Source organism: uncultured Microbacterium sp. (genome assembly GCF_963521695.1).
Taxonomy (GTDB): domain Bacteria; phylum Actinomycetota; class Actinomycetes; order Actinomycetales; family Microbacteriaceae; genus Microbacterium.
This window is the reverse complement of record NZ_CAUQWC010000041.1, coordinates 1-18947: the sequence shown is the minus strand read 5'-3', so window position 1 is coordinate 18947 and position 18947 is coordinate 1. Positions and strand designations below refer to the sequence as shown.

17 protein-coding genes are annotated in these 18947 nt (G+C 69.6%); 11 read left to right on the top strand and 6 right to left on the bottom strand.

Going from position 1 to position 18947, the window contains the following annotated elements; translation table 11 throughout:
* Positions 1-71 precede the first annotated feature (71 nt).
* The 3 genes from RWP81_RS05045 (at position 72) to RWP81_RS05035 (ending at position 5003) form a co-directional block, all read left to right on the top strand.
* Positions 72-2231, top strand: coding sequence for a DEAD/DEAH box helicase (locus RWP81_RS05045; RefSeq protein WP_314453002.1), 2160 nt, complete (start codon positions 72-74; stop codon positions 2229-2231).
* Positions 2232-2693: 462 nt separating this feature from the next.
* Entirely contained in the window at positions 2694-3722 is a 1029-nt protein-coding gene (locus RWP81_RS05040) for a 6-phosphofructokinase (protein ID WP_055957966.1), read from the top strand.
* Positions 3723-4463: 741 nt separating this feature from the next.
* A complete protein-coding gene (locus RWP81_RS05035) occupies positions 4464-5003 on the top strand; it encodes a hypothetical protein (protein WP_314452999.1) in 540 nt (179 codons plus the stop codon).
* Between the two features lie 95 nt (positions 5004-5098).
* On the opposite strand, the gene RWP81_RS05030 is transcribed toward RWP81_RS05035, so the two are convergent.
* Entirely contained in the window at positions 5099-7213 is a 2115-nt protein-coding gene (locus RWP81_RS05030) for a S9 family peptidase (RefSeq protein ID WP_314452996.1), read from the bottom strand.
* A gap of 189 nt (positions 7214-7402) precedes the next feature.
* Between RWP81_RS05030 and RWP81_RS05025 the strand changes: the two genes are divergently transcribed.
* The 4 genes from RWP81_RS05025 to RWP81_RS05010 all read left to right on the top strand — a co-directional run bounded on the left by RWP81_RS05025 (position 7403) and on the right by RWP81_RS05010 (position 11520).
* Entirely contained in the window at positions 7403-8620 is a 1218-nt protein-coding gene (locus RWP81_RS05025) for an anion permease (RefSeq protein ID WP_314452993.1), read from the top strand.
* Complete coding sequence (locus RWP81_RS05020) at positions 8620-8949, top strand: peptidase (protein ID WP_314452990.1); 330 nt, start codon at positions 8620-8622, stop codon at positions 8947-8949. Before RWP81_RS05025 ends, RWP81_RS05020 begins: the two co-directional genes overlap by 1 nt.
* A gap of 40 nt (positions 8950-8989) precedes the next feature.
* Positions 8990-9889, top strand: a complete 900-nt coding sequence (locus RWP81_RS05015; protein WP_314452987.1) for a phosphodiesterase — start codon at positions 8990-8992, stop codon at positions 9887-9889.
* A gap of 167 nt (positions 9890-10056) precedes the next feature.
* Positions 10057-11520 carry an aspartate ammonia-lyase gene (locus tag RWP81_RS05010; protein ID WP_314452984.1) on the top strand — a complete coding sequence of 488 codons (1464 nt, stop codon included), beginning with the start codon at positions 10057-10059 and terminating at the stop codon, positions 11518-11520.
* Positions 11521-11671: 151 nt separating this feature from the next.
* Here RWP81_RS05010 and RWP81_RS05005 read toward each other — a convergent pair whose 3' ends face one another.
* On the bottom strand, positions 11672-12538 hold the full coding sequence (locus RWP81_RS05005; protein WP_314452981.1) for a fumarylacetoacetate hydrolase family protein: 867 nt from the start codon (positions 12536-12538) through the stop codon (positions 11672-11674).
* 85 nt (positions 12539-12623) lie between these two features.
* On the opposite strand from RWP81_RS05005, the gene RWP81_RS05000 reads away from it, so the two are divergent.
* From RWP81_RS05000 to RWP81_RS04990, 3 genes are all read left to right on the top strand, one after another.
* Positions 12624-13781, top strand: a complete 1158-nt coding sequence (locus RWP81_RS05000; RefSeq protein ID WP_314452978.1) for a PrsW family intramembrane metalloprotease — start codon at positions 12624-12626, stop codon at positions 13779-13781.
* Between the two features lie 225 nt (positions 13782-14006).
* Positions 14007-14372, top strand: a complete 366-nt coding sequence (locus RWP81_RS04995) for an FKBP-type peptidyl-prolyl cis-trans isomerase (protein WP_314452976.1) — start codon at positions 14007-14009, stop codon at positions 14370-14372.
* A 150-nt stretch (positions 14373-14522) separates the two neighbouring features.
* A complete protein-coding gene (locus tag RWP81_RS04990) occupies positions 14523-15083 on the top strand; it encodes a YceI family protein (RefSeq protein ID WP_285137810.1) in 561 nt (186 codons plus the stop codon).
* Between the two features lie 96 nt (positions 15084-15179).
* On the opposite strand, the gene RWP81_RS04985 is transcribed toward RWP81_RS04990, so the two are convergent.
* The 3 genes from RWP81_RS04985 to RWP81_RS04975 form a co-directional block, all read right to left on the bottom strand.
* A complete protein-coding gene (locus RWP81_RS04985) occupies positions 15180-16097 on the bottom strand; it encodes a DMT family transporter (RefSeq protein ID WP_314452971.1) in 918 nt (305 codons plus the stop codon).
* 136 nt (positions 16098-16233) lie between these two features.
* Entirely contained in the window at positions 16234-17538 is a 1305-nt protein-coding gene (locus tag RWP81_RS04980) for an MFS transporter (protein ID WP_314452968.1), read from the bottom strand.
* Positions 17535-17756, bottom strand: coding sequence for a DUF167 domain-containing protein (locus RWP81_RS04975; protein WP_314452966.1), 222 nt, complete (start codon positions 17754-17756; stop codon positions 17535-17537). Before RWP81_RS04975 ends, RWP81_RS04980 begins: the two co-directional genes overlap by 4 nt.
* 333 nt (positions 17757-18089) lie before the next feature.
* Between RWP81_RS04975 and rpsO the strand changes: the two genes are divergently transcribed.
* Positions 18090-18359: a 30S ribosomal protein S15 gene (gene rpsO, locus RWP81_RS04970; RefSeq protein ID WP_055835040.1), complete on the top strand. Its 270-nt coding sequence runs from the start codon at positions 18090-18092 to the stop codon at positions 18357-18359.
* A gap of 150 nt (positions 18360-18509) precedes the next feature.
* On the opposite strand, the gene RWP81_RS04965 is transcribed toward rpsO, so the two are convergent.
* Positions 18510-18947, bottom strand: a 438-nt coding sequence (locus tag RWP81_RS04965; RefSeq protein ID WP_314452959.1) for a 2OG-Fe(II) oxygenase family protein, incomplete at its 5' end; no start/stop codon positions are given.

Sequence of the window (18947 nt, the reverse complement as noted above, 5' to 3'; positions counted from 1 at the left end):
GGTCACTGATCCACCGGCCCAGGCCGGGAACGTTCCGGGACGAGATTCCGGACGACACGCTCAGGAGGAGCATGCCGACCACGGCAACCGCCGCCCGTAGCTCGACCCAGCGGCGCAGAAAGACCACGTCATCCCGACGCGACGAGGAAGCCCCCGTCATCCCGATCCTCGCCCGCAAGGTGCGCGAGGTCGAGGCGAAGGCGCAGCGCGGCAAGCTCGGGCCCACCAACCGCGTCAAGTTCCAGGTGATCGCCTTCCTCGTGCGCGAAGAACGCGCCCGGGTCAAGGCCGACACCGAGATCACCGACGCCGCCCGCGCCGAGCTGCTCAAGCGCCTTGACGGGGTCGCCACGATCCTCGCCAAGACGGCAGCCCGCGACACCTCGCTGATCCAGCTGCTCGAGGTCGATCAGGCGACTTCTCCCGTCGCCCGCCGCATGCGCCGCGACTGGCTGCTCGAGGCCGGCTCAGACCTGCCGCCCGATGAGCTCATCATCACCGACAACGCGCCCAAGATCGCCCCCGTGGTGCCGGCGTCGCTCGCCGAGAAGCAGGTCATCCCGGCATCCATCGAGGCACGCCAGATGGCCAATCCGTTCCTGCCGCCCGACCTCACTCCGCGCACGAGCGGTGATGCCCCGCGCCGCCGCCTCGACGGGTGGGAGCTCATGGGCCCCCTCTACAAGGCGTTCGAGATCGGCGCCGGCGGTTCGGCGGCGAGCATGGAACTGCCGCCCGTCCCCGAGTTCGACAGGCTGTCGCCGCGCGGGCTCGAGGTCATGCCGCACCAGTCGCGCTTCCTCGAAGCCGTCCGCACCGGTCACCGGTCGTTCCTGCTCGCCGACGAACCCGGCCTCGGCAAGACCGCCGAGTCGGTGCTCGCCGCCAGCGTCGCCGACGCCTATCCGCTGCTGGTCGTCGTGCCCAACGTCGTCAAGATGAACTGGGCCCGCGAGGTGCAGCGCTGGACGCCGCAGCGTCGCGCGACCGTCATCTCGGGCGGCGGTGCCGACATCGACGCCTTCGCCGATATCTTCATCGTCAACTACGAGATCCTCGACCGGCACCTGTCGTGGCTGTCGTCGATCGGTCTCAAGGGCGTCGTCGTCGACGAGGCGCACTTCATCAAGAACCTCACGTCGCAGCGCTCGCAGAACGTGCTGGCCCTGGCATCCCGTGTCCGTCAGCAGACACGCGATCCACTGATGCTCGCCCTCACCGGTACCCCCCTGATCAACGACGTCGAGGACTTCGACGCGATCTGGCGGTTCCTCGGGTGGACCAACGGCGAGAAGCCCGGTCCCGAGCTGATGGAGAAATTGGATGCCACGGGCCTGACGCCCGCCGACAAGGCGTTCTACCCCGAGGCCCGCGAGGCCGTGATCTCGATGGGAATCGTGCGGCGCAAGAAGAAGGACGTCGCCGCCGACCTGCCCGACAAGCTCGTCGCCGACCTGCCCGTCGAGCTCGACGATGAATTCGGTCGCTCCATCCGCCAGGCCGAACGCGAACTCGGCGCCCGCCTCGCGGCGAAGTACCGCCGCATCATCGAGGCGCGCGGCGATCGAGGTCTCGCCGCCGGCGCGATCGACGAGGACATCGTGCGTCTCGTCGCCCACGGCGAACTCGAGGAGTCGAAGGCTGCGGGTTCGGGCAGCGAGAACGTCTTCACCATGGTTCGTCGGATCGGTCAGGCCAAGGCGCACCTCGCCGCCGACTACGCCGTGCAGTTGCAGCGCTCGGTGGGCAAGGTGGTCTTCTTCGCGAAGCACATCGACGTCATGGATGCCGCGGAGGCCCACTTCAAGGCCTCGGGTCTGAAGTCCGTGTCGGTGCGCGGCGAGCAGACCTCGACCGCCCGTCAAGCCGCCATCGACGCGTTCAACAGCGACCCCGGCGTGGGAATCGCGGTGTGCTCGCTGACCGCCGCCGGTGTCGGCCTGAACATGCAGGCGGCGTCCAACGTGGTGCTCGCCGAGTTGTCGTGGACGGCCGCCGAGCAGACGCAGGCCATCGACCGCGTGCACCGCATCGGCCAGGGGGAGCCCGTGACCGCGTGGCGCATCATCGCCGCGCACACGATCGACACCAAGATCGCCGAACTCATCGACTCCAAGGAGGGACTCGCGCAGCGCGCCCTCGACGGCCAGTCGATCGAGCCCGGTTCGAGCGACTCGGTGCAGCTCTCGGCGCTCATGCACCTGCTGCGACAGGCACTCGGCAAGGCCTGAGTCGGTTCTTCGCGAACGCCCCGGTCGCTTCGGCGCCGGGGCGTTCGTGCGTTCGCGTCCCCGGGTCGCGCGTCTGGACGTTGCGAGAACAGGGGATCGGTCGAGGACAGGATGAGCCGCGCTTGGCACGGCCTGTTCTGGCGCGATCGCCTGTGCTCGCCGTGCGCGGAGCACGAGCGTGCCCCGGCGCCGGGGCGATGGCATCCACTTTCCGCGAGGTTCGCCGGCGCGAGAACAGGGGATCGGCTGAGAACAGGATGAGCCGTGCCCGGGACAGCCTGCTTCGGCGCGATCGCCTGTGCTCGCCGACAGTGGCGGAGCCGAGCGGGCCCGGAGTCGAGATCGCGGTATCCGCCCGCCCGTCGTCACCGTGTGGCAGCGGCTGCGCCCGCGGCGATAGGGTCGAAGACGGCAACGGCGCCGTCACCTCCACCCGAACAACAGCACTAGAGGACTCTGCCCATGAAGATCGGCATCCTGACCAGCGGCGGCGACTGCCCCGGGCTGAACGCGGTCATCCGTGGCGTCGTGCTCAAGGGCACGACCAATTACGACATCGAGTTCGTCGGCATCCGCGACGGGTGGCGTGGCGTCGTCGACGGCGACTTCTTCCCCCTCACGCGTCATGAGGTGAAGGGCCTGTCCAAGGTGGGCGGCACCATCCTCGGCACGAGCCGCACCAACCCGTACGAGGGCGCGCGCGGCGGCGCCGAGAACATCTCCAAGACGCTCTACGGGCACCGGATCGACGGCATCCTGGCCATCGGCGGCGAGGGCACTCTCGCCGCGGCCGACCGCCTGTCGAAGGACGGCATCAACGTGCTCGGCGTCCCCAAGACCATCGACAACGACCTGCGCGCCACCGATTATTCGTTCGGCTTCGACACCGCCGTCAACATCGCCACGGATGCCATGGACCGCCTGCGCACCACGGGCGACTCGCACCAGCGCTGCATGGTGGCCGAGGTCATGGGCCGCCACGTCGGCTGGATCGCGCTGCACGCGGGTATCGCCGCGGGCGCGCACGTCATCTGCATTCCCGAGGTGCCGATGTCGATCGACGAGATCGTCGAGCAGGTCACCCGGGCTCACGACCGCGGCCGCGCGCCCCTGGTCGTCGTCTCCGAGGGTTTCAAGCTCACCGGCATGGACGAAGCCTTCAGCGACAAGGGCCTCGACGCCTTCAACCGCCCGCGACTCGGCGGCATCGGTGAGCTGCTCGCGCCCGAGATCGAGCGTCTGACCGGCATCGAGACCCGCTCCACGGTGCTCGGCCACATCCAGCGCGGCGGTTCGCCGTCGGGCTTCGACCGCGTGCTCGCCACGCGTCTCGGTCTGCACGCTGCCGACGCGCTGCACGAGGGCGCGTGGGGCCAGATGGTCGCGATGCGCGGCACCGACATCGTGCGCGTCCCCTTCGGCGACGCCCTCGGCGAGCTCAACAGCGTTCCGCTGTACCGCTACGAGGAGGCCGCCGCGCTGTTCGGCTGAGCGCGCGAGCTTTCGACGCCCCGTCCCGCTTGCGCGGGGCGGGGCGTCGCGGCGTTCGCCTGCACGTCGCCGGACCGCCGCGGTTCAGTCGTGCCGACGGCGTTGCAGGGGCGGGGTGAACCGTGCGCTGCCTGACGCCCTCCGTGCGCGCTCGGGTGCGGTCCGGCTAGCGCGCGCGCACCCCTCGTCCCACTTTGAGCGGTAGATGTCCCCATTTCGGTAGGTCAGATCGCCCTCTACCCGCCATAAGTGGGACACCGTCTGGCGGAGGGCGACAGAAGGAGGCGGGTCCTCCACAGACCTCGGCTGAGGCGAGAGGGGTGTGGATGCCGCCGACATGAGCGAGGTCGTTCGGGATCCTGGGGCATGACCCGACGCCACCCCCTACCAGACGACCTGCCCGAACGCTTCCGCGTCGCCGACGCACGCGAGATGGGCGCGAGCAGGGGTCGGCTGCGCGCCTCCGACCTCGTGACCCCTTTCCATGGGGTGCGTTCACGATCTCCCGGAAACGACACCATGCTCGACCGATGCCGGGCCTATGCACCCCGATTGGCCGAAGGGCAATTCTTCAGCCACGAGACGGTGTTCGCTTTGAGGGGCCTCAGCACACCGGAATGGCCCTACTTGCCGCGTGTCCACGTGTCGACACACCGCCCCGCACGTGAACCTCGCACGCACGGCGTCGTCGGACATCGGTTGCAGACCAGGGAACCGGCCATCGAAGCGGGACCCGAGGGGATGCCGATCGAGAACGCGGTGCGCGCGTGGCGGCAGTGTGGTCGGCTGTGGCGTCTGGATGATCTCGTCGCGGGGGCTGACGCGCTTCTGGCGGGCCCGAAGGCAATCGCCTCCGTCGCCGACCTGGATGCGGAGGTAGCCACAATGGGCGACGTCCGGGGTGGCGTCCTGCGTCGGGCCCTCACTCTCGCCCGTCCGGGGGTGAGGTCGCCGCGCGAGACCCACCTGCGTCTGTTGCTCGTGCGCTGTGGACTACCGGAGCCGGACGTCAACGTCGACATCTTCTCGACGCGAGGGAGTTTCGTCGCCGAGATTGATCTCGTATTCGCCGCGTGGCGGGTCGCCGTCGAGTACGACGGGCGGGTGCACGCAGAAGATGCCCGACAGTTCGCCCGGGATGCCGACCGTTGGGCGGCGATCCGAGACGCGGGCTGGGACCACGTCCGCATCCTGAATCACCACCTTCGCGGGGATGGTGCCCCCGCCGTCGCTCTCGTGAGAGACGCGTTGGTCAGGGCGGGCTGGCGGCCCGGTCAGTGAGACCTCGTCCCACTTATGGCTGGTTGGAGTGTGCTGGGCCGACACTTTTTGGGACACGCACCGCGATAAATGGGACGAGGTTCCCTTAGCGGCCCTTACTCCGCCAGGCCCAGCACGTCGAGCAGCCACGCGAGTTCGAACGCGCGCTCGCGCCACGCGTTGTAGCGGCCGCTCACGCCGCCGTGACCGGCCACCATCTCGCACTTCAGCAGCGCGTCGGCGCCCACCTCGCGGAGGCGCGAGACCCACTTCGCGGGCTCGACGTACAGCACACGGGTGTCGTTGAGGGACGTCACGGCGAGTATGCGCGGGTACTCGACGCCCTCGCGGACGTTCTCATAGGGCGAGTACGACTTCATGTAGGCGTACACGTCGGCGTCGTGCAGCGGGTCGCCCCATTCGTCCCACTCGATGACGGTGAGGGGGAGGGAGGGGTCGAGGATCGTGGTCAACGCGTCGACGAAAGGGACGTCGGCGAGGACGCCGGCGAACAGTTCCGGAGCGAGGTTGGCGATGGCGCCCATCAGCAGCCCGCCGGCGCTGCCGCCTTCTGCGACGACGCGGTCGGGGGTCGTGTAGCCCTCGGACACCAGGTGACGCGCCGCCGCGACGAAGTCGGTGAAGGTGTTGCGCTTGGCCAGGAGCTTGCCGTCTTCGTACCACTGACGTCCCATCTCGCCGCCGCCGCGGACGTGCGCGACGGCGAAGACGACGCCACGGTCGAGCATCGACAGCCGGGCCACCGAGAAGCCGGGCTCGATGGAGTGCTCGTAAGAGCCGTACCCGTACAGGTGCACGGGCCGGGGGGTCGCCCCGGGCTCGCCGAAGGAGCGCTTCCACACCAGCGACACCGGCACACGGGTTCCGTCGTCGGCGGGTGCCCAGACGCGCGCCTGACCGTAGTCGGCGGGGTCGAAGCCGCCGAGCACGGGCTGTCGCTTGCGCAGCACCAGCTCGCCGCTGTCGATGACGTAGTCGTAGACGGTGCCGGGAGTGACGAACGATCCGTAGCCCAGTCGCAGCACGGGAGGAGCCCACTCGGGATTCCCGCCGGTGCCGACGCTGTACAGCGGCTCGTCGAACGGAATCTCGTCGACCGTGCCGTCGGTGTACGACAGCATGCCGAGGCGGGCGAGGCCGTCGCGGCGGTAGCCGACCACACCCCAGTCGCGGAACGTGTCGACGCCGAGCAGGCGGTGCCCGGTGCGGTGCGGGATGACGGTCTGCCGCGCACCCTGAGGATCGGATGCCGAGACCCGCACGAGCTCGAAGTCGAGCGCGCCGTCGTTGTGAAGGATGTAGAGAACGTCTTCGCCGTCGACGACGGCGTGGGACGACGAGTACTCGACGCCGTCGCGTCGCGGCCACACCACCCGCGGCTCGCCGCGGAGGTCGTCGGCATCGAGCAGCCATTCCTCCGACGTGATCGACGAGCCCATCTCGATGACGAGGAAGCGATCGCTGCGCGTGAAGTCGGCGCCCACCCAGTAACGGTCGTCGCTCTCGTGGAAGAGCTTCACGTCGGCGTCGACGGGGGTGCCGATCTCGTGCAGCCACACGGTGTCGGGGCGCCAGGCGTCATCGACGGTCGTGTAGACGATGAAGCGGCCGTCGGGCGAGAACGATGCACCCGAGAAGGTGCCGGGGATCTCGTCGGGGAGCGTCTCGCCCGAGACGAGGTCGCGCACGCGCACGGTGTAGCGCTCGTCGCCGGCGACGTCGATGCCGTAGAGCATGCGCGTGCCGTCGTTCGTGATCTCGAAGCTGCCGAGCGAGAAGAACTCGTTGCCCTCGGCCTCGACGTTGCCGTCGAACAGCACCTGCTCGCCGGGTACAGGGCGATCGGGGGACAGGGTGGGCGGGGTCCAGTCGTCGGGGGAGTCCAGCGGAGCGCGGCATTGGATGCCGTACTGCGCGCCCGCGACCGTGCGGCCGTAGTACCACCAGTCGCCCCGGCGGGCGGGCACCGAGAGGTCGGTTTCGAGGGTGCGGCCCTTGATCTCGCCGAAGATGGTGTCGCGCAGCGGTGCGAGGTGGGCGGTGCGCGCCGACGTGTAGGCGTTCTCGGCCTCGAGGTGGGCGATGACCTCGGCGTCGTCTTTCGCGCGGAGCCACTCGTACGGGTCGTCGAAGGTGTCGCCGTGGTGCGTGCGCGCCGCGGAGCGGCGTTCGGTGACGGGTGGGGTCGGCTGGTGCGGGAGGTCGGTCACCGTTCCACGCTACTGCGCCGTCCCGACATCGGGCCGGGCGGCGCGATCCGTGCGCGTTTGACCACCGCCCCCGCCGATGAAAGGATGACGTCGTGACCTCGGTGAACGAGTGTCGAACTCCAGGTGAACTCTTCGTTCGTCACGCCGATTTCGTCGGCATCCCTTCCTCCTTCTCACGGAAAGCGAACGGTGGAGAGCGCAGCCCTCATCATCGTGCTGGTCATCGTGCTGGCACTCTTCTTCGATTTCACCAACGGTTTCCACGACACCGCCAACGCGATGGCCACGCCCATCGCGACCGGTGCGCTGAAGCCCAAGGTGGCGGTCCTCCTCGCCGCGTGCCTCAACCTGGTCGGCGCCTTTCTGTCGACCGAGGTCGCGAAGACGATCTCGGGCGGCATGATCCGCGAAGATCAGCTGAGTCCCGACATCTTCCCGCCGATCATCTTCGCCGGCCTCATCGGCGCGATCACGTGGAACATGCTCACGTGGCTGCTCGGACTCCCGTCGAGTTCGTCGCACGCCCTGTTCGGCGGACTGATCGGGGCGACGCTTGTGGGGGTCGGCGCGAGCGCCATCGACACCGGCGTCGTGCTGAGCAAAGTCATCCTGCCGGCGCTCATCGCCCCGCTCACCGCGGGCATCATCGCCTTCACCGTGACCAAGATCGCGTACGGCGTCACCCGTCGCTACGACGCGAAGGCCGACGGGCGGGACGGCTTCCGCTGGGGTCAGATCTTCACCTCGTCGCTCGTCGCCCTGGCGCACGGGACGAACGACGCGCAGAAGACGATGGGTGTCATCACCCTCGCCCTCATCACCGTCGGGTGGCAGTCCAGCGCGAACCCAGACCCGCAGCTCTGGGTCGTCTTCGCGTGCGCCATCACCATCGCGCTCGGCACGTACATGGGCGGCTGGCGCATCATCCGCACCCTCGGCAAGGGCCTGACCGACGTCAAGCCCGCCCAGGGATTCTCGGCCGAGACCTCGACGGCGGCGACGATCCTGGCATCCAGCGCCCTCGGTTTCGCGCTGTCGACGACGCAGGTGGCGTCAGGATCGGTCATCGGCTCGGGCCTCGGCCGCCGCGGATCGACCGTGCGGTGGAACACCGTCGGACGCATCATGATCGGCTGGGTGCTGACGCTGCCCGCCGCCGGTGCCGTGGGGGCGGCCGCCGCGCTGATCGTGGTGTGGCTGGGCGGTTGGGGTGTCGCCGTCGACGCGGTGATCGCCGTCATCATCATCCTGGGGCTGTTCCTGCGCTCGCGCCATGATTCGGTCACGTCGGCGAACGCGATGAGCGAGGTCGCCGACTCGGGAGCGGCGGTGAAGGTGCCCCGCAAGCCCGGGCCGACGCGCCATCAGCGCCGGCTCGACCGCGACAAGGCCGGAAAGGACGCCTGATGGTCATCGACTGGGGAGCGTTCCTGCAGGTCTTCGTCGCAGCCCTCGTGGGGGCGTCGATCGTCGTCACGTCCTACGCGCTGGGCCTGCGCCTGCTCGTGCGCGGCGGGCGCCCTCCGCTGGTCACCCCGGCGGAGTTCACGGATGCCATCACCGTGCTCACCGACAAGCAACGCCGCCGCGGCGAGAAGGCGGTGGCGAAGGCGGCGCGGAAGAATCCGCTGAGCGACGGGCAGAAGCGCCTCTCGCTCCTCGGTGCCTACGCCTGCTTCGCGGTGTGCGCGTCGGCGGTGCTCGGCGCTCTGCTGCTCATCCTGTTCAACCACTGACCCCGGACGCGATGTCGGAGCCCCCTCCTAGGCTGAGGGAATGGCATCCGTGCACTTCGGTCAGCACGCGCCCGCTGCGCGCGTGATCCTCCACCTCAGCGACACCCATCTGCTGGGCGGCGATCGACTGCTCGGTGAGCGCTACGACACCGCGCGGCACCTGCGGCGCACGCTCGAGGCCGCCGAGGCGACCGGTGTGCGGCCGGATGCCGTGGTGTTCACGGGCGACCTGACCGACCTCGGCGAGCCCGAGGCGTATCGGGCCCTCCGCGCCGCGGTGGAGCCCTGGGCGGCGCGTCTCGGGGCGCCGGTCGTCTGGGTGGCCGGCAACCACGACGAACGTCCAGCCCTGCGCGCCGAACTTCTCGATGCGGAGGCGAGCGAAGAGCCCGTGACCGGCGTGTGGGACCTCGGTGGTCTGCGGCTCATCGCCCTCGATTCCACGGTCCCGGGCTGGCACCACGGCGACCTCGACGCCGCGCAGCTCGAGTGGCTCCGCGGCGAGCTCGCCGAGCCGGCTCCGCTCGGCACGATCCTGGCCCTGCACCACCCGCCCCTGCCCACGCACATCCCGTTCTTCGACATCCTCGAGCTCCGCGACCAGCGCGGTCTCGCCGAGGTCATCCGGGGAAGCGATGTGCGGGCCATCCTCGCCGGCCACCTGCACTACTCGACATCGGGCACGTTCGCCGGGGTCCCCGTGAGCGTCGCCGCAGCCTCGTGTTACACGATGGATCTCGCCCGTCCGGCCGATGAGGTCAACGGCATGGATGCCGGGCGCTCGTTCCACCTCGTGCACGTCTGGGACGACACCGTCACGCACGCCGTCGTCCCCGTCGTCGACGAGGAGGCAGCGGGGTTCTTCACGCCCGAGTGGACGGCGCGCATGGCGGCCTTGAGCGCCAAGGAGCGGCTCGAGGCGTTCTCGCGAAAGCGGTGAGCCGCTGCCCGTCGCCCCCGGGTGGGCAGCCGGCGCGTGGGGGCATGCAATAGACGCACCGGACGGTGCGGATGCGGCGGCAGGCCGCGACGGCCACCGACGCCGCCCGACGCGGTCGTTAGGCTCAGGGCATCCCTGCTCGCCGTGACACCCACAAGGACGTACCCATGGCTTTGGACGCGATGACGCGCACCCGTACCGAGACCGACTCCCTCGGATCGCTCGAGATCCCCGCCGACGCGTACTGGGGCATCCACACCGCTCGTGCGTTGGAGAACTTCCCGATCGCCAAGCGCCCGATCTCGGTGTACCCCGACCTGGTTCGCGGCCTCGCCATGGTCAAGCAGGCCTCGGCTCGCGCCAATCGCGAGATCGGCGTGCTCGACGAGGCGAAGGCCGACCTCATCGACCGCGCCGCCCAGCGCGTCATCGACGGCGAGTTCCACGACGAGTTCACCGTCGGCGTCATCCAGGGCGGCGCCGGGACCTCGACGAACATGAACGCCAACGAGGTGATCACCAACATCGCCCTCGAGATGGCGGGCCGAGAGAAGGGCGACTACGCCTTCCTCTCGCCGATCGACGACACCAACCGCAGTCAGTCGACCAACGACGTCTATCCGACGGCGATCAAGATCGGTCTCTCTCTGACACTGCAGAGTCTGCTCGAAGAGCTTTCGCTGCTGCGGAAGTCGTTCCTGGCGAAGGCCGAAGAGTTCCACGACGTACTGAAGGTCGGGCGGACGCAGCTCCAGGATGCCGTGCCGATGACGCTGGGTCAGGAGTTCCACGGCTTCGCCACGACACTCGGCGAGGACTACAGCCGCCTCACCGAGAACGCCTACCTGATGTACGAGATCAACATGGGCGCCACCGCCATCGGCACGGGCATCACCGCCCACGCCGGGTACGGGGGAGCGGTGCTGCGGCACCTGAGGGCCATCACCGGCCTCGACCTCGAGACCGCGACCGACCTGGTGGAGTCGACGAGCGACACCGGTGCCTTCATGTCGTTCTCGTCGTCGCTGAAGCGCAACGCCGTGAAGCTGTCGAAGATCTGCAACGACCTGCGGCTGCTCTCATCCGGCCCGCAGGCGGGGCTCGGCGAGATCAACCTGCCGCCGCGCCAGGCGGGTTCCAGCATCATGCCCGGCAAGGTGAACCCGGTGATCCCGGAGGTCGTGAACCAGGTGGCCTTCTCGGTCGTCGGCGCCGACATGACGGTGACCATGGCCGTCGAGGGCGGCCAGCTGCAGCTCAACGCCTTCGAACCGGTCATCGCGCACTCGATCTACCAGTCGATCACCTGGATGCGGCAGGCGATGTGGACCCTGCGCGTGAACTGCGTCGACGGCATCACCGCGAATCGCGAGCGACTGGGGGCGATGGTGGGCTCCTCGGTCGGCGTCGTCACCGCGCTCACGCCGTTCATCGGTTACGCCGCGTCCGCGGCGCTGGCCAAGACCGCGCTGCTGACCCACCGCAACGTCGCCGACCTCGTCGTGGAGGCGGGCCTGATGACCCGTGAAGAGGTCACGAAGCAGCTGTCGCCCGCACGCTTGTCGGGCCTGCAGGCGGTCACCGCGGCCATCCCGATCGTCCGCGCCGCCGACAGCGTCGTGGAGGAATGACCCGCTGAACGATGATGGGCCGGGACGATGCGTCCCGGCCCATCACGGTGGATGCCGCCTCTCGTGACGCCGAGACCGCTTCTCGCCGACGTCCCGTCCGCGCCGTAGCGCTATCGTCGGTGAGACGCCGTCTCGCGGAGGCGGGGCCGCCTCAGTCGAGGATGCGGCAGTGGGTCGTCAGCTCACCGATGCCGTCGATCCCGACGGTCACGGTCGAGCGGTCGCGGAGGAAGATCTGCGGGTCGCGCGAGTAACCGGCGCCGCCCGGGCTTCCCGTCGAGATGAGGGTCCCCGGCAGCAGCGTCACCGACTCGGACAGTTTGTGGATCAGCGTCGCCACCGACCGCACCATCTGGCCGGTGCTGGCATCCTGCACGGTGTGCCCGTCCACGACGGTCCAGATGTGCAGGTCCTGCGGGTCGGGGATCTCGTCTGCCGTGACCACGAACGGACCCGTCGGGGTGAAACCGTCGAAGGACTTGCAGCGCGACCACTGCGCCTCGGAGAACTGGATGTTGCGGGCGGTGATGTCGTTTACCACCGTGTAGCCCCACACGTGTCGGAGCGCGTCAGCCTCGGCGATGTCGCGCCCGGGCCGGCCGATGATGACGCCGAGCTCGGCCTCGTAGTCGACGGCCTCGCTGAGCGCGCGCGGCCACGAGGTGGTCGCCTCGTGCGCGGTGAGCGAGTTGGGCCACAGGACGAACACCGTCGGTCCCGCGTCGGTCTTGAGCCCGAGCTCGCCCGAGTGGGCCGCGTAGTTCAGCCCCACCGCGAGGATCGAGGGGGGAGCGAGGACGGCCGAGGCGTACCGGATGCCGGAGAGCGGATGCCGCGGGGCCGAGGCCGCGGCCTCGCGCACGCGGTCGAGCAGGGCGTCGCCACCCGCGATCAGTTGCTCGAGCGTTGCGGGGGCGCCGTCGAAGAGTGCGTCGACGAAGACGATCTCCTCGTCGTGGACCGAGACGAGACGGGGGGCTTCGGCCCCTTCCTGGGACTGGGCGTGGGCGAAGCGCATACGTCCACGCTACCCGGACGGGCGCGCGGCCGGGGAGCTCGCAAGCCCCGGACGCCGTGTCGGCGCTCGCCCCTAGGCTGTGCGCATGAGCTCCCCCTCGCCGTTCTCCCGACCGGGATCGGGTGAACCCACCCGCATCTCGAGCGCGCCGCAGGCGCCCGCCTCCGCGGCGCCCCCGCGGTCACGACGCGGCGGCGTGGCGCTCTGGGTGATCGCGGTGCTGCTCGTCCCCCTGCTGGCGCTACTCGTGCGCTATTTCACCGGGTTCCTCGGCACGGCAGCATCCTTCATCGGTCTGATCCTGGCGGCGATCCCGTTCGTCATCGTGTGGTTCGCGGTGCGCTACATCGACCGGTGGGAACCCGAGCCGCGGCGGCTGCTCGTCTTCGCCGTCGCGTGGGGTGCTGTCGCGTCGGTGGTGATCGCGCTGGGCATCGACCTGCTGATCAGCCTCGTGACCGGCGGGCTCCCGCCGGCGATCGGCGCGGTCGTGCAGGCACCGATCGTCGAGGAGGTCGCGAAGGGGCTCGGGGTGCTGCTCATCTTCGCCTTCGCGCGCCGCGTGTTCGACGGGCCGGTCGACGGCATCGTCTACGGGGCGCTGATCGGGGCGGGGTTCGCCCTCACCGAGAACGTGCAGTACTTCGCCATCAGCTACCTCGAGGGCGGGCCGGGGCAGGTGGCGAGCACCTTCTTCCTCCGGGCGGTGCTCTCGCCGTTCGCGCACGTCATGTTCACCAGCCTCGCGGGCTTCGCCTTCGGCCTCGCCGCCCGCCGCGGACTAAGCACGCGCGCAGCGTTGGCCTATGGCATCCCCGGGGTGATCGGTGCGATCGTGCTGCACGCGCTGTGGAACGGCTCGGCCACGTTCTTCGACTTCTTCGAGCTGTACGCGGCCCTGCAGGTGCCGCTGTTCGTGCTGTTCATCCTCGGCATCCTGGCGCTGCGGCGTGAAGAGACCCGGCTGACTCGGGCCCGTCTCGGCGAGTACGCGGCGGCGGGTTGGTTCACCCCGCAGGAGGTCGACATGCTCGCCACCGGTCCCGGGCGTCGCTCCGCCGTGGCCTGGGCACGCACCCTCCCCGGCGATCGGTCCGCGGTGATGAAGACGTTCATCGTCGACGCCACGGCGCTCGCCGCCGCGCGACAGCGATCATTGTCGGGCCGTGATCCGCACGCACCGGCGACCGAGCGCTACCTGCTCGAGCGCACGATGGCGGCTCGGACGACACTGCTGTCGTGAGGCGCGGTGTGGGGTGATCCCGTTCTCTGCGCGCTGGTGCTCGGCCGTGCTGTCGAGTCGAACGCGCCGGGTCTTGACAGTCGGCCGGAGCGGGCGCACCATCGATGTAGGCCAACTCAGCGCCCGGTAGACACGCAGGCATCGCCGCGGCACCGGGCGCTGAGTCTTTCCCCCGGTCGTTGTCCAGGGGCTTTCCGAGGGGCCCCGGCGTGCTTGGATGGAAGCATGACTGATCGCACCAAGCCCGAGTTCGACGCTCCCAGCGGCCCCGCCCCCTCCGACCTCGTCATCCGCGACATCATCGTCGGCGACGGCGACGAGGCCAAGGCCGGTGACACCGTCACCGTGCACTACGCCGGTGTCGAGTACGAGTCGGGCGAAGAGTTCGACTCGTCGTGGGGCCGTGGCGAGAGCATCCAGTTCCCCCTCCGTGGCCTGATCCAGGGCTGGCAGGACGGCATCCCGGGCATGAAGGTCGGCGGACGCCGCGAGTTGGTCATCCCGCCGCACCTGGCCTACGGCCCTGCCGGCGGACACTTCCTCGGCGGCAAGACCCTCATCTTCATCATCGACCTGTTGAAGGTCGGCTGACCAGGGCTTCTTCACCCGACGTTCACGAACCCGAGGGGGCTGCGGCTCCCTCGGGTTCGTCTTTTTCCTCGATCGTGGAATACATTCGTGTGAATGGGAGTTGGCCTCGTCAGGACGCCGACGCGGCTCCCACAGACCTCAAGGAGTGACATGACCGACACCACCGCCCTCGACATCCCCGGCTACAAGACCGGCACCTGGGTCCTCGACCCCGCCCACAGCGAGGTCACCTTCTCGGTGCGTCACATGATGATCTCGAAGGTGCGCGGCACGTTCGGCGTCAAGAGCGCCACGATCGTCGCCCCCGAGAACCCCTACGACGCGACCGTCGAGGCCTCCGTCGACGTCACCTCGGTCGACACCAAGGACGAGGGTCGCGATCAGCACCTGCGCAGCGCCGAGTTCTTCGACGTCGAGACGTACCCGACCATGGACTTCCGTTCCACTGGCATCCGCCTCGAAGACGGCGACTTCCTCGTCGACGGCGACCTGACGATCCGCGGCATCACCAAGCCCGCGACCTTCTCGCTCGACTTCGGCGGCTTCGGCACCGACCCGTGGGGCAACTACAAGGCCGGCGCGACCGCCAAGACGGTCGTGAACCGCGAAGACTTCGGTCTCACCTGGAACGCCGCCCTCGAGACCGGCGGCGTGCTCGTCGGCAAGGACGTCACCATCGAGCTCGACCTCCAGCTCGCGCTCCAGGCGTGACCCTTCCGCAGCGGTCGCTGCGGGCGTGATCCCTCACGGAGGCCCCGGATGCTCTGGCATCCGGGGCCTTCGTCGTGTCCGGAGTGCGCGTCTTCCTCACACGCTCGCGCGCCGGGGCATCCGCAGCCGTTGCTGCACCAGCAGGATGCCGACGAACACCACGGCGGCACCGACCGGCTCGTTCCACGAGATCTTCTCGCCGAGGACGAGCACGCCGAGCGCCACGCCGACGACCGGCGTGATGTAGGTCACGGTGGACGCCCGGGTGGGTCCCCAGGCGCGCAGCACGTTCTGGTTCCAGATGTAGGCCAGGCCCGTACCCAGCATGCCGAGCATCACGATGCTGCCGACCACGGCGGGCGTGAGGTGCATCGGCTCCGCGAGGATCAACGGCGACAGCACCAGCATCAGTGCCGCTGCGGGGCCGATGTAGCCGAAGGCCAACGCGATGCCCGACAGTCCGGTGTCGCTGAGGAATCGCCGCACGTACGCGAGGCTGAACCCGTAGCAGGCGGTGGCGCCGAGGAGCGCGAGTTGCGCCACGGTGCTGTTGCCGACGTCGGTCACGGCGCCGGGTGCGATGATCACGACGACGCCCACGATGCCGACGGCGATGCCGACCAGCTGGCCGGGCTTGAGACTCTCGACGCGGAACGCCGCCCACGCCATGATCGCCGTCATGATCGGGGTCGTCGCGTTGAAGATGCTCGCCAAGCCCGACGACACGTGCTGCTCCGCCCAGGCGAACAGCAGGAACGGCACCGCGCAGAACGTCACGGCCAGCACGCACAGGTGTCCCCACACGCGCCGGTCGCGGGGGAGGCGCTCGCGTCGGATGGCGACGATCGCGCCGAGGGCCAGCGCCCCGAAGAGCAGGCGACCACCGGCGACCTGCGCGGGCGTCATGCCGGTGAGGGCGATCGCGATGAAGAGGAAGCTCGAGCCCCAGACAATCCCGGCGAGGACGAACTGGACGGCGATCGAGACGGGGGAGGGAGAGGGACTGGATGCCACGTTCCCGACCCTAGGCCCGACCCCCGACATCCCCACGGCCCGGGCGATGAGACGTCCGGAATCCGCCGAGGGTCGGCAGTCGCACCCCGGTCCGGACCGCGTCGGGCGCGGGGCGGCGTGCGGCGAGCGCGCCGCGTCAGGGCTGGGGATCCAGCGCGTCGTATTGCCGGAAACGGGGGGAGAAGCGCACGAGCGTCCCGACGAGCGCCAGGATCAGGATGCCGCCGAACAGGGGCGGCACCCATAGGGCCGCGACGGTCGCGAGCGTCCCCGCGTAGAGGGCGCCGACGCGGGGACCGCCGGCCACCACGACGATGAAGATGCCCTGGAGGCGTCCGCGCATGGCATCCGGAACCGCCGCCTGCATCATCGTCGAACGGTAGATCGCGCTGACGTTGTCGGCGGCGCCGGAGACGGCCAGGACGACCGCGGCCAGCACGATGAGCCCGACGGCGGCGTGCGACTCGTCGACGATGTCGGGACGCCACCAGCCCAGCGTGGCCGCGAGCAGGACGCACCCGAAGGCGCCGATCGACAGGCCGTAGACCTGGATGGCCCGCTCGATACCGAGGCCCTGGCGGCGTACGCGTCCGACCGGGCCCGAGAAGAGGCTCGAGAGGAAGGCACCCGCGGCGACGGCTGCGGTGAGCACGCCGGTGGTGATCGCGCCCCCGCCGAGCAGGACCGCGCCGATCGCCGGGAAGAGCGCGATGGGCTGACCGAACGTCATCGCGATGATGTCGAGCAGGTACTGCAGGCGGATGTTGGGAGCGCGGCGCAGGAATCGCACGCCGTCGCGCAGTGACTGCAGGCCCGGGCGCACGACGTCGCCCTCGGGTCGCAGTTTCGGAAGCGACCATAGTCCCAGGAACAGTGAGGTCATGAGCAGGACATCGAGGGAGTACGTCCACGCATACCCGGCGAAGGCCACCAGGACGCCGGCGAGGGCAGGTCCTGCCATCACCATGATGCCGACGGTGACGCCCTGCAGGGCAGCGGCGGCCGGCAGCAGATCGCGGGGGATGAGGCGCGGCGTGATGGCCGACTTCGTGGCCATGACGATCGAGTTCGCCGCGGAATTCACCACGCTGAGGACGAAGAGCCACCCCACCGTCTCGAGGCCGGTCCACGCCAGCACAGCCAGGAGGGCGGTCGAGGCGAAGGTGACGACGGCCGCCAGCAGTGCGACGGTGCGGCGGTCGAACGCGTCGGCCAGCATGCCGCCGTACAAGCCCGCGGCGATCATCGGGAGCAGCCCCGCCACAGCGATCATCGACACCGCGAGGGTGCTCTGCGTCAGTTCGAACACGTGCAGCATGACCGCGACCACGGTGAGCTGGCCGCCGAGTCCCGCCAACGTCGAGCCGATCCACAGGCGCGCGAACGCGGGGGAGGTGGTCAGGGGGCGCAGGTCGATGAAGGCGCTCTGCCGCACGCTCACGCGTCGACCTCGACGCGCTTCACGCGGGCCGTGTGCCCGCGCAGGATCTCGACGTCGCGGGGCGGCACGCCGAAGTGCGCGGCGAGAGCTCTGACGACCCCGATGTTGGCCGCTCCCTCGGCGGCGCGTTCGCGCACGTGAACCACGAGTCCACCGGCGGTGTCTTCGACGAGGGGGCCGCGCCGACTGCCGGGCTTGACGTGGACGGTGAGCTGCACGGATCGAGGCTACGCCAGGCCTCCGACACCGGGCGCCGGGCGACGGCGAGCGATCGCATCCGCCCGATGCCGGCCCTCTCACACGGGGCGCGGTGCGCCGCCGAGCGACCGCACCTGCCCGCGGTTCGGATAGCGCGGGAGCGGCGGCGTGCGTCATCCGATCGACGCCGCCGGGGACGCGGCTCGTCCCGGGCGCGGGAGGGCCCGCGGCGGTTCGGTGGTGGCATCCGGATGGGGTAGACTCATGCGGTTGCCGTTTGATCGGCCGCGGATAAAGAGAGCCCACGCATCAGGCGTCGGGCGCCGCGCAATGAGAGAAAGGGGATCCCATCTATGCCGCTCGAGTCTGACGCCAAGAAGGCGATCATCGAACAGTACGCGACGCACCCCGGTGACACCGGATCCCCCGAGGTGCAGGTCGCGATGCTGACGCAGCGCATCAAGGACCTCACCGAGCACCTCAAGGAGCACAAGCACGACCACCACTCGCGTCGTGGTCTGTTCTTGATGGTGGGTCAGCGCCGCCGTCTGCTCGGCTACCTCCAGGACATCGACATCGCGCGTTACCGCTCGCTGATCGAGCGCCTGGGTCTCCGTCGCTAAGCGCGACCCCGCGTATATCGCTTTCTCGAAGGCCGTCCCACGGTGTGGGGCGGCCTTCGTCGTTGCCGGATGCCGAGCGCAACACGCCGAGGCGCGCGCACGCCTGTGTGCGCACGCGCCTCCGCGCAGGCGTCTTGCGGGAGACGAGCCTCAGGATGCCGCGCGCGCGGCCACCAGGTCGGGATGCCAGCGCTCGGCGACGTCGGGGTGGGCACGCAGACGCGACTTCAGGGCGTTCTCGCCGTACGTCGCGTGGATCGGGTTGGTCGGGTCGTCTTCGACGCCGCGGGCTTCGGCGGCCAATTCCGCGGGGAGCTCGATGATGGGCAGCCGCGCGTCGAGGGCGGGGTTGAAGAAGAACGGCACCGAGATGCGCTCGTCGGGGAACCGCGGCGAGATCACGCGGTGGTTCGTCGCCCGCAGATACCCCTGGGTGGCGTACTCGAGCAGCTCGCCGATGTTGACCACGAAGGCGCCGGGCACCGGGGGAGCGTCGACCCACTCGCCGTCGCGCTCCACCTGCAGGCCGCCCTTGCCCGGTTCGACCCACAGGAGCGTGAGGACACCGGAGTCCTTGTGCGCGCCGAC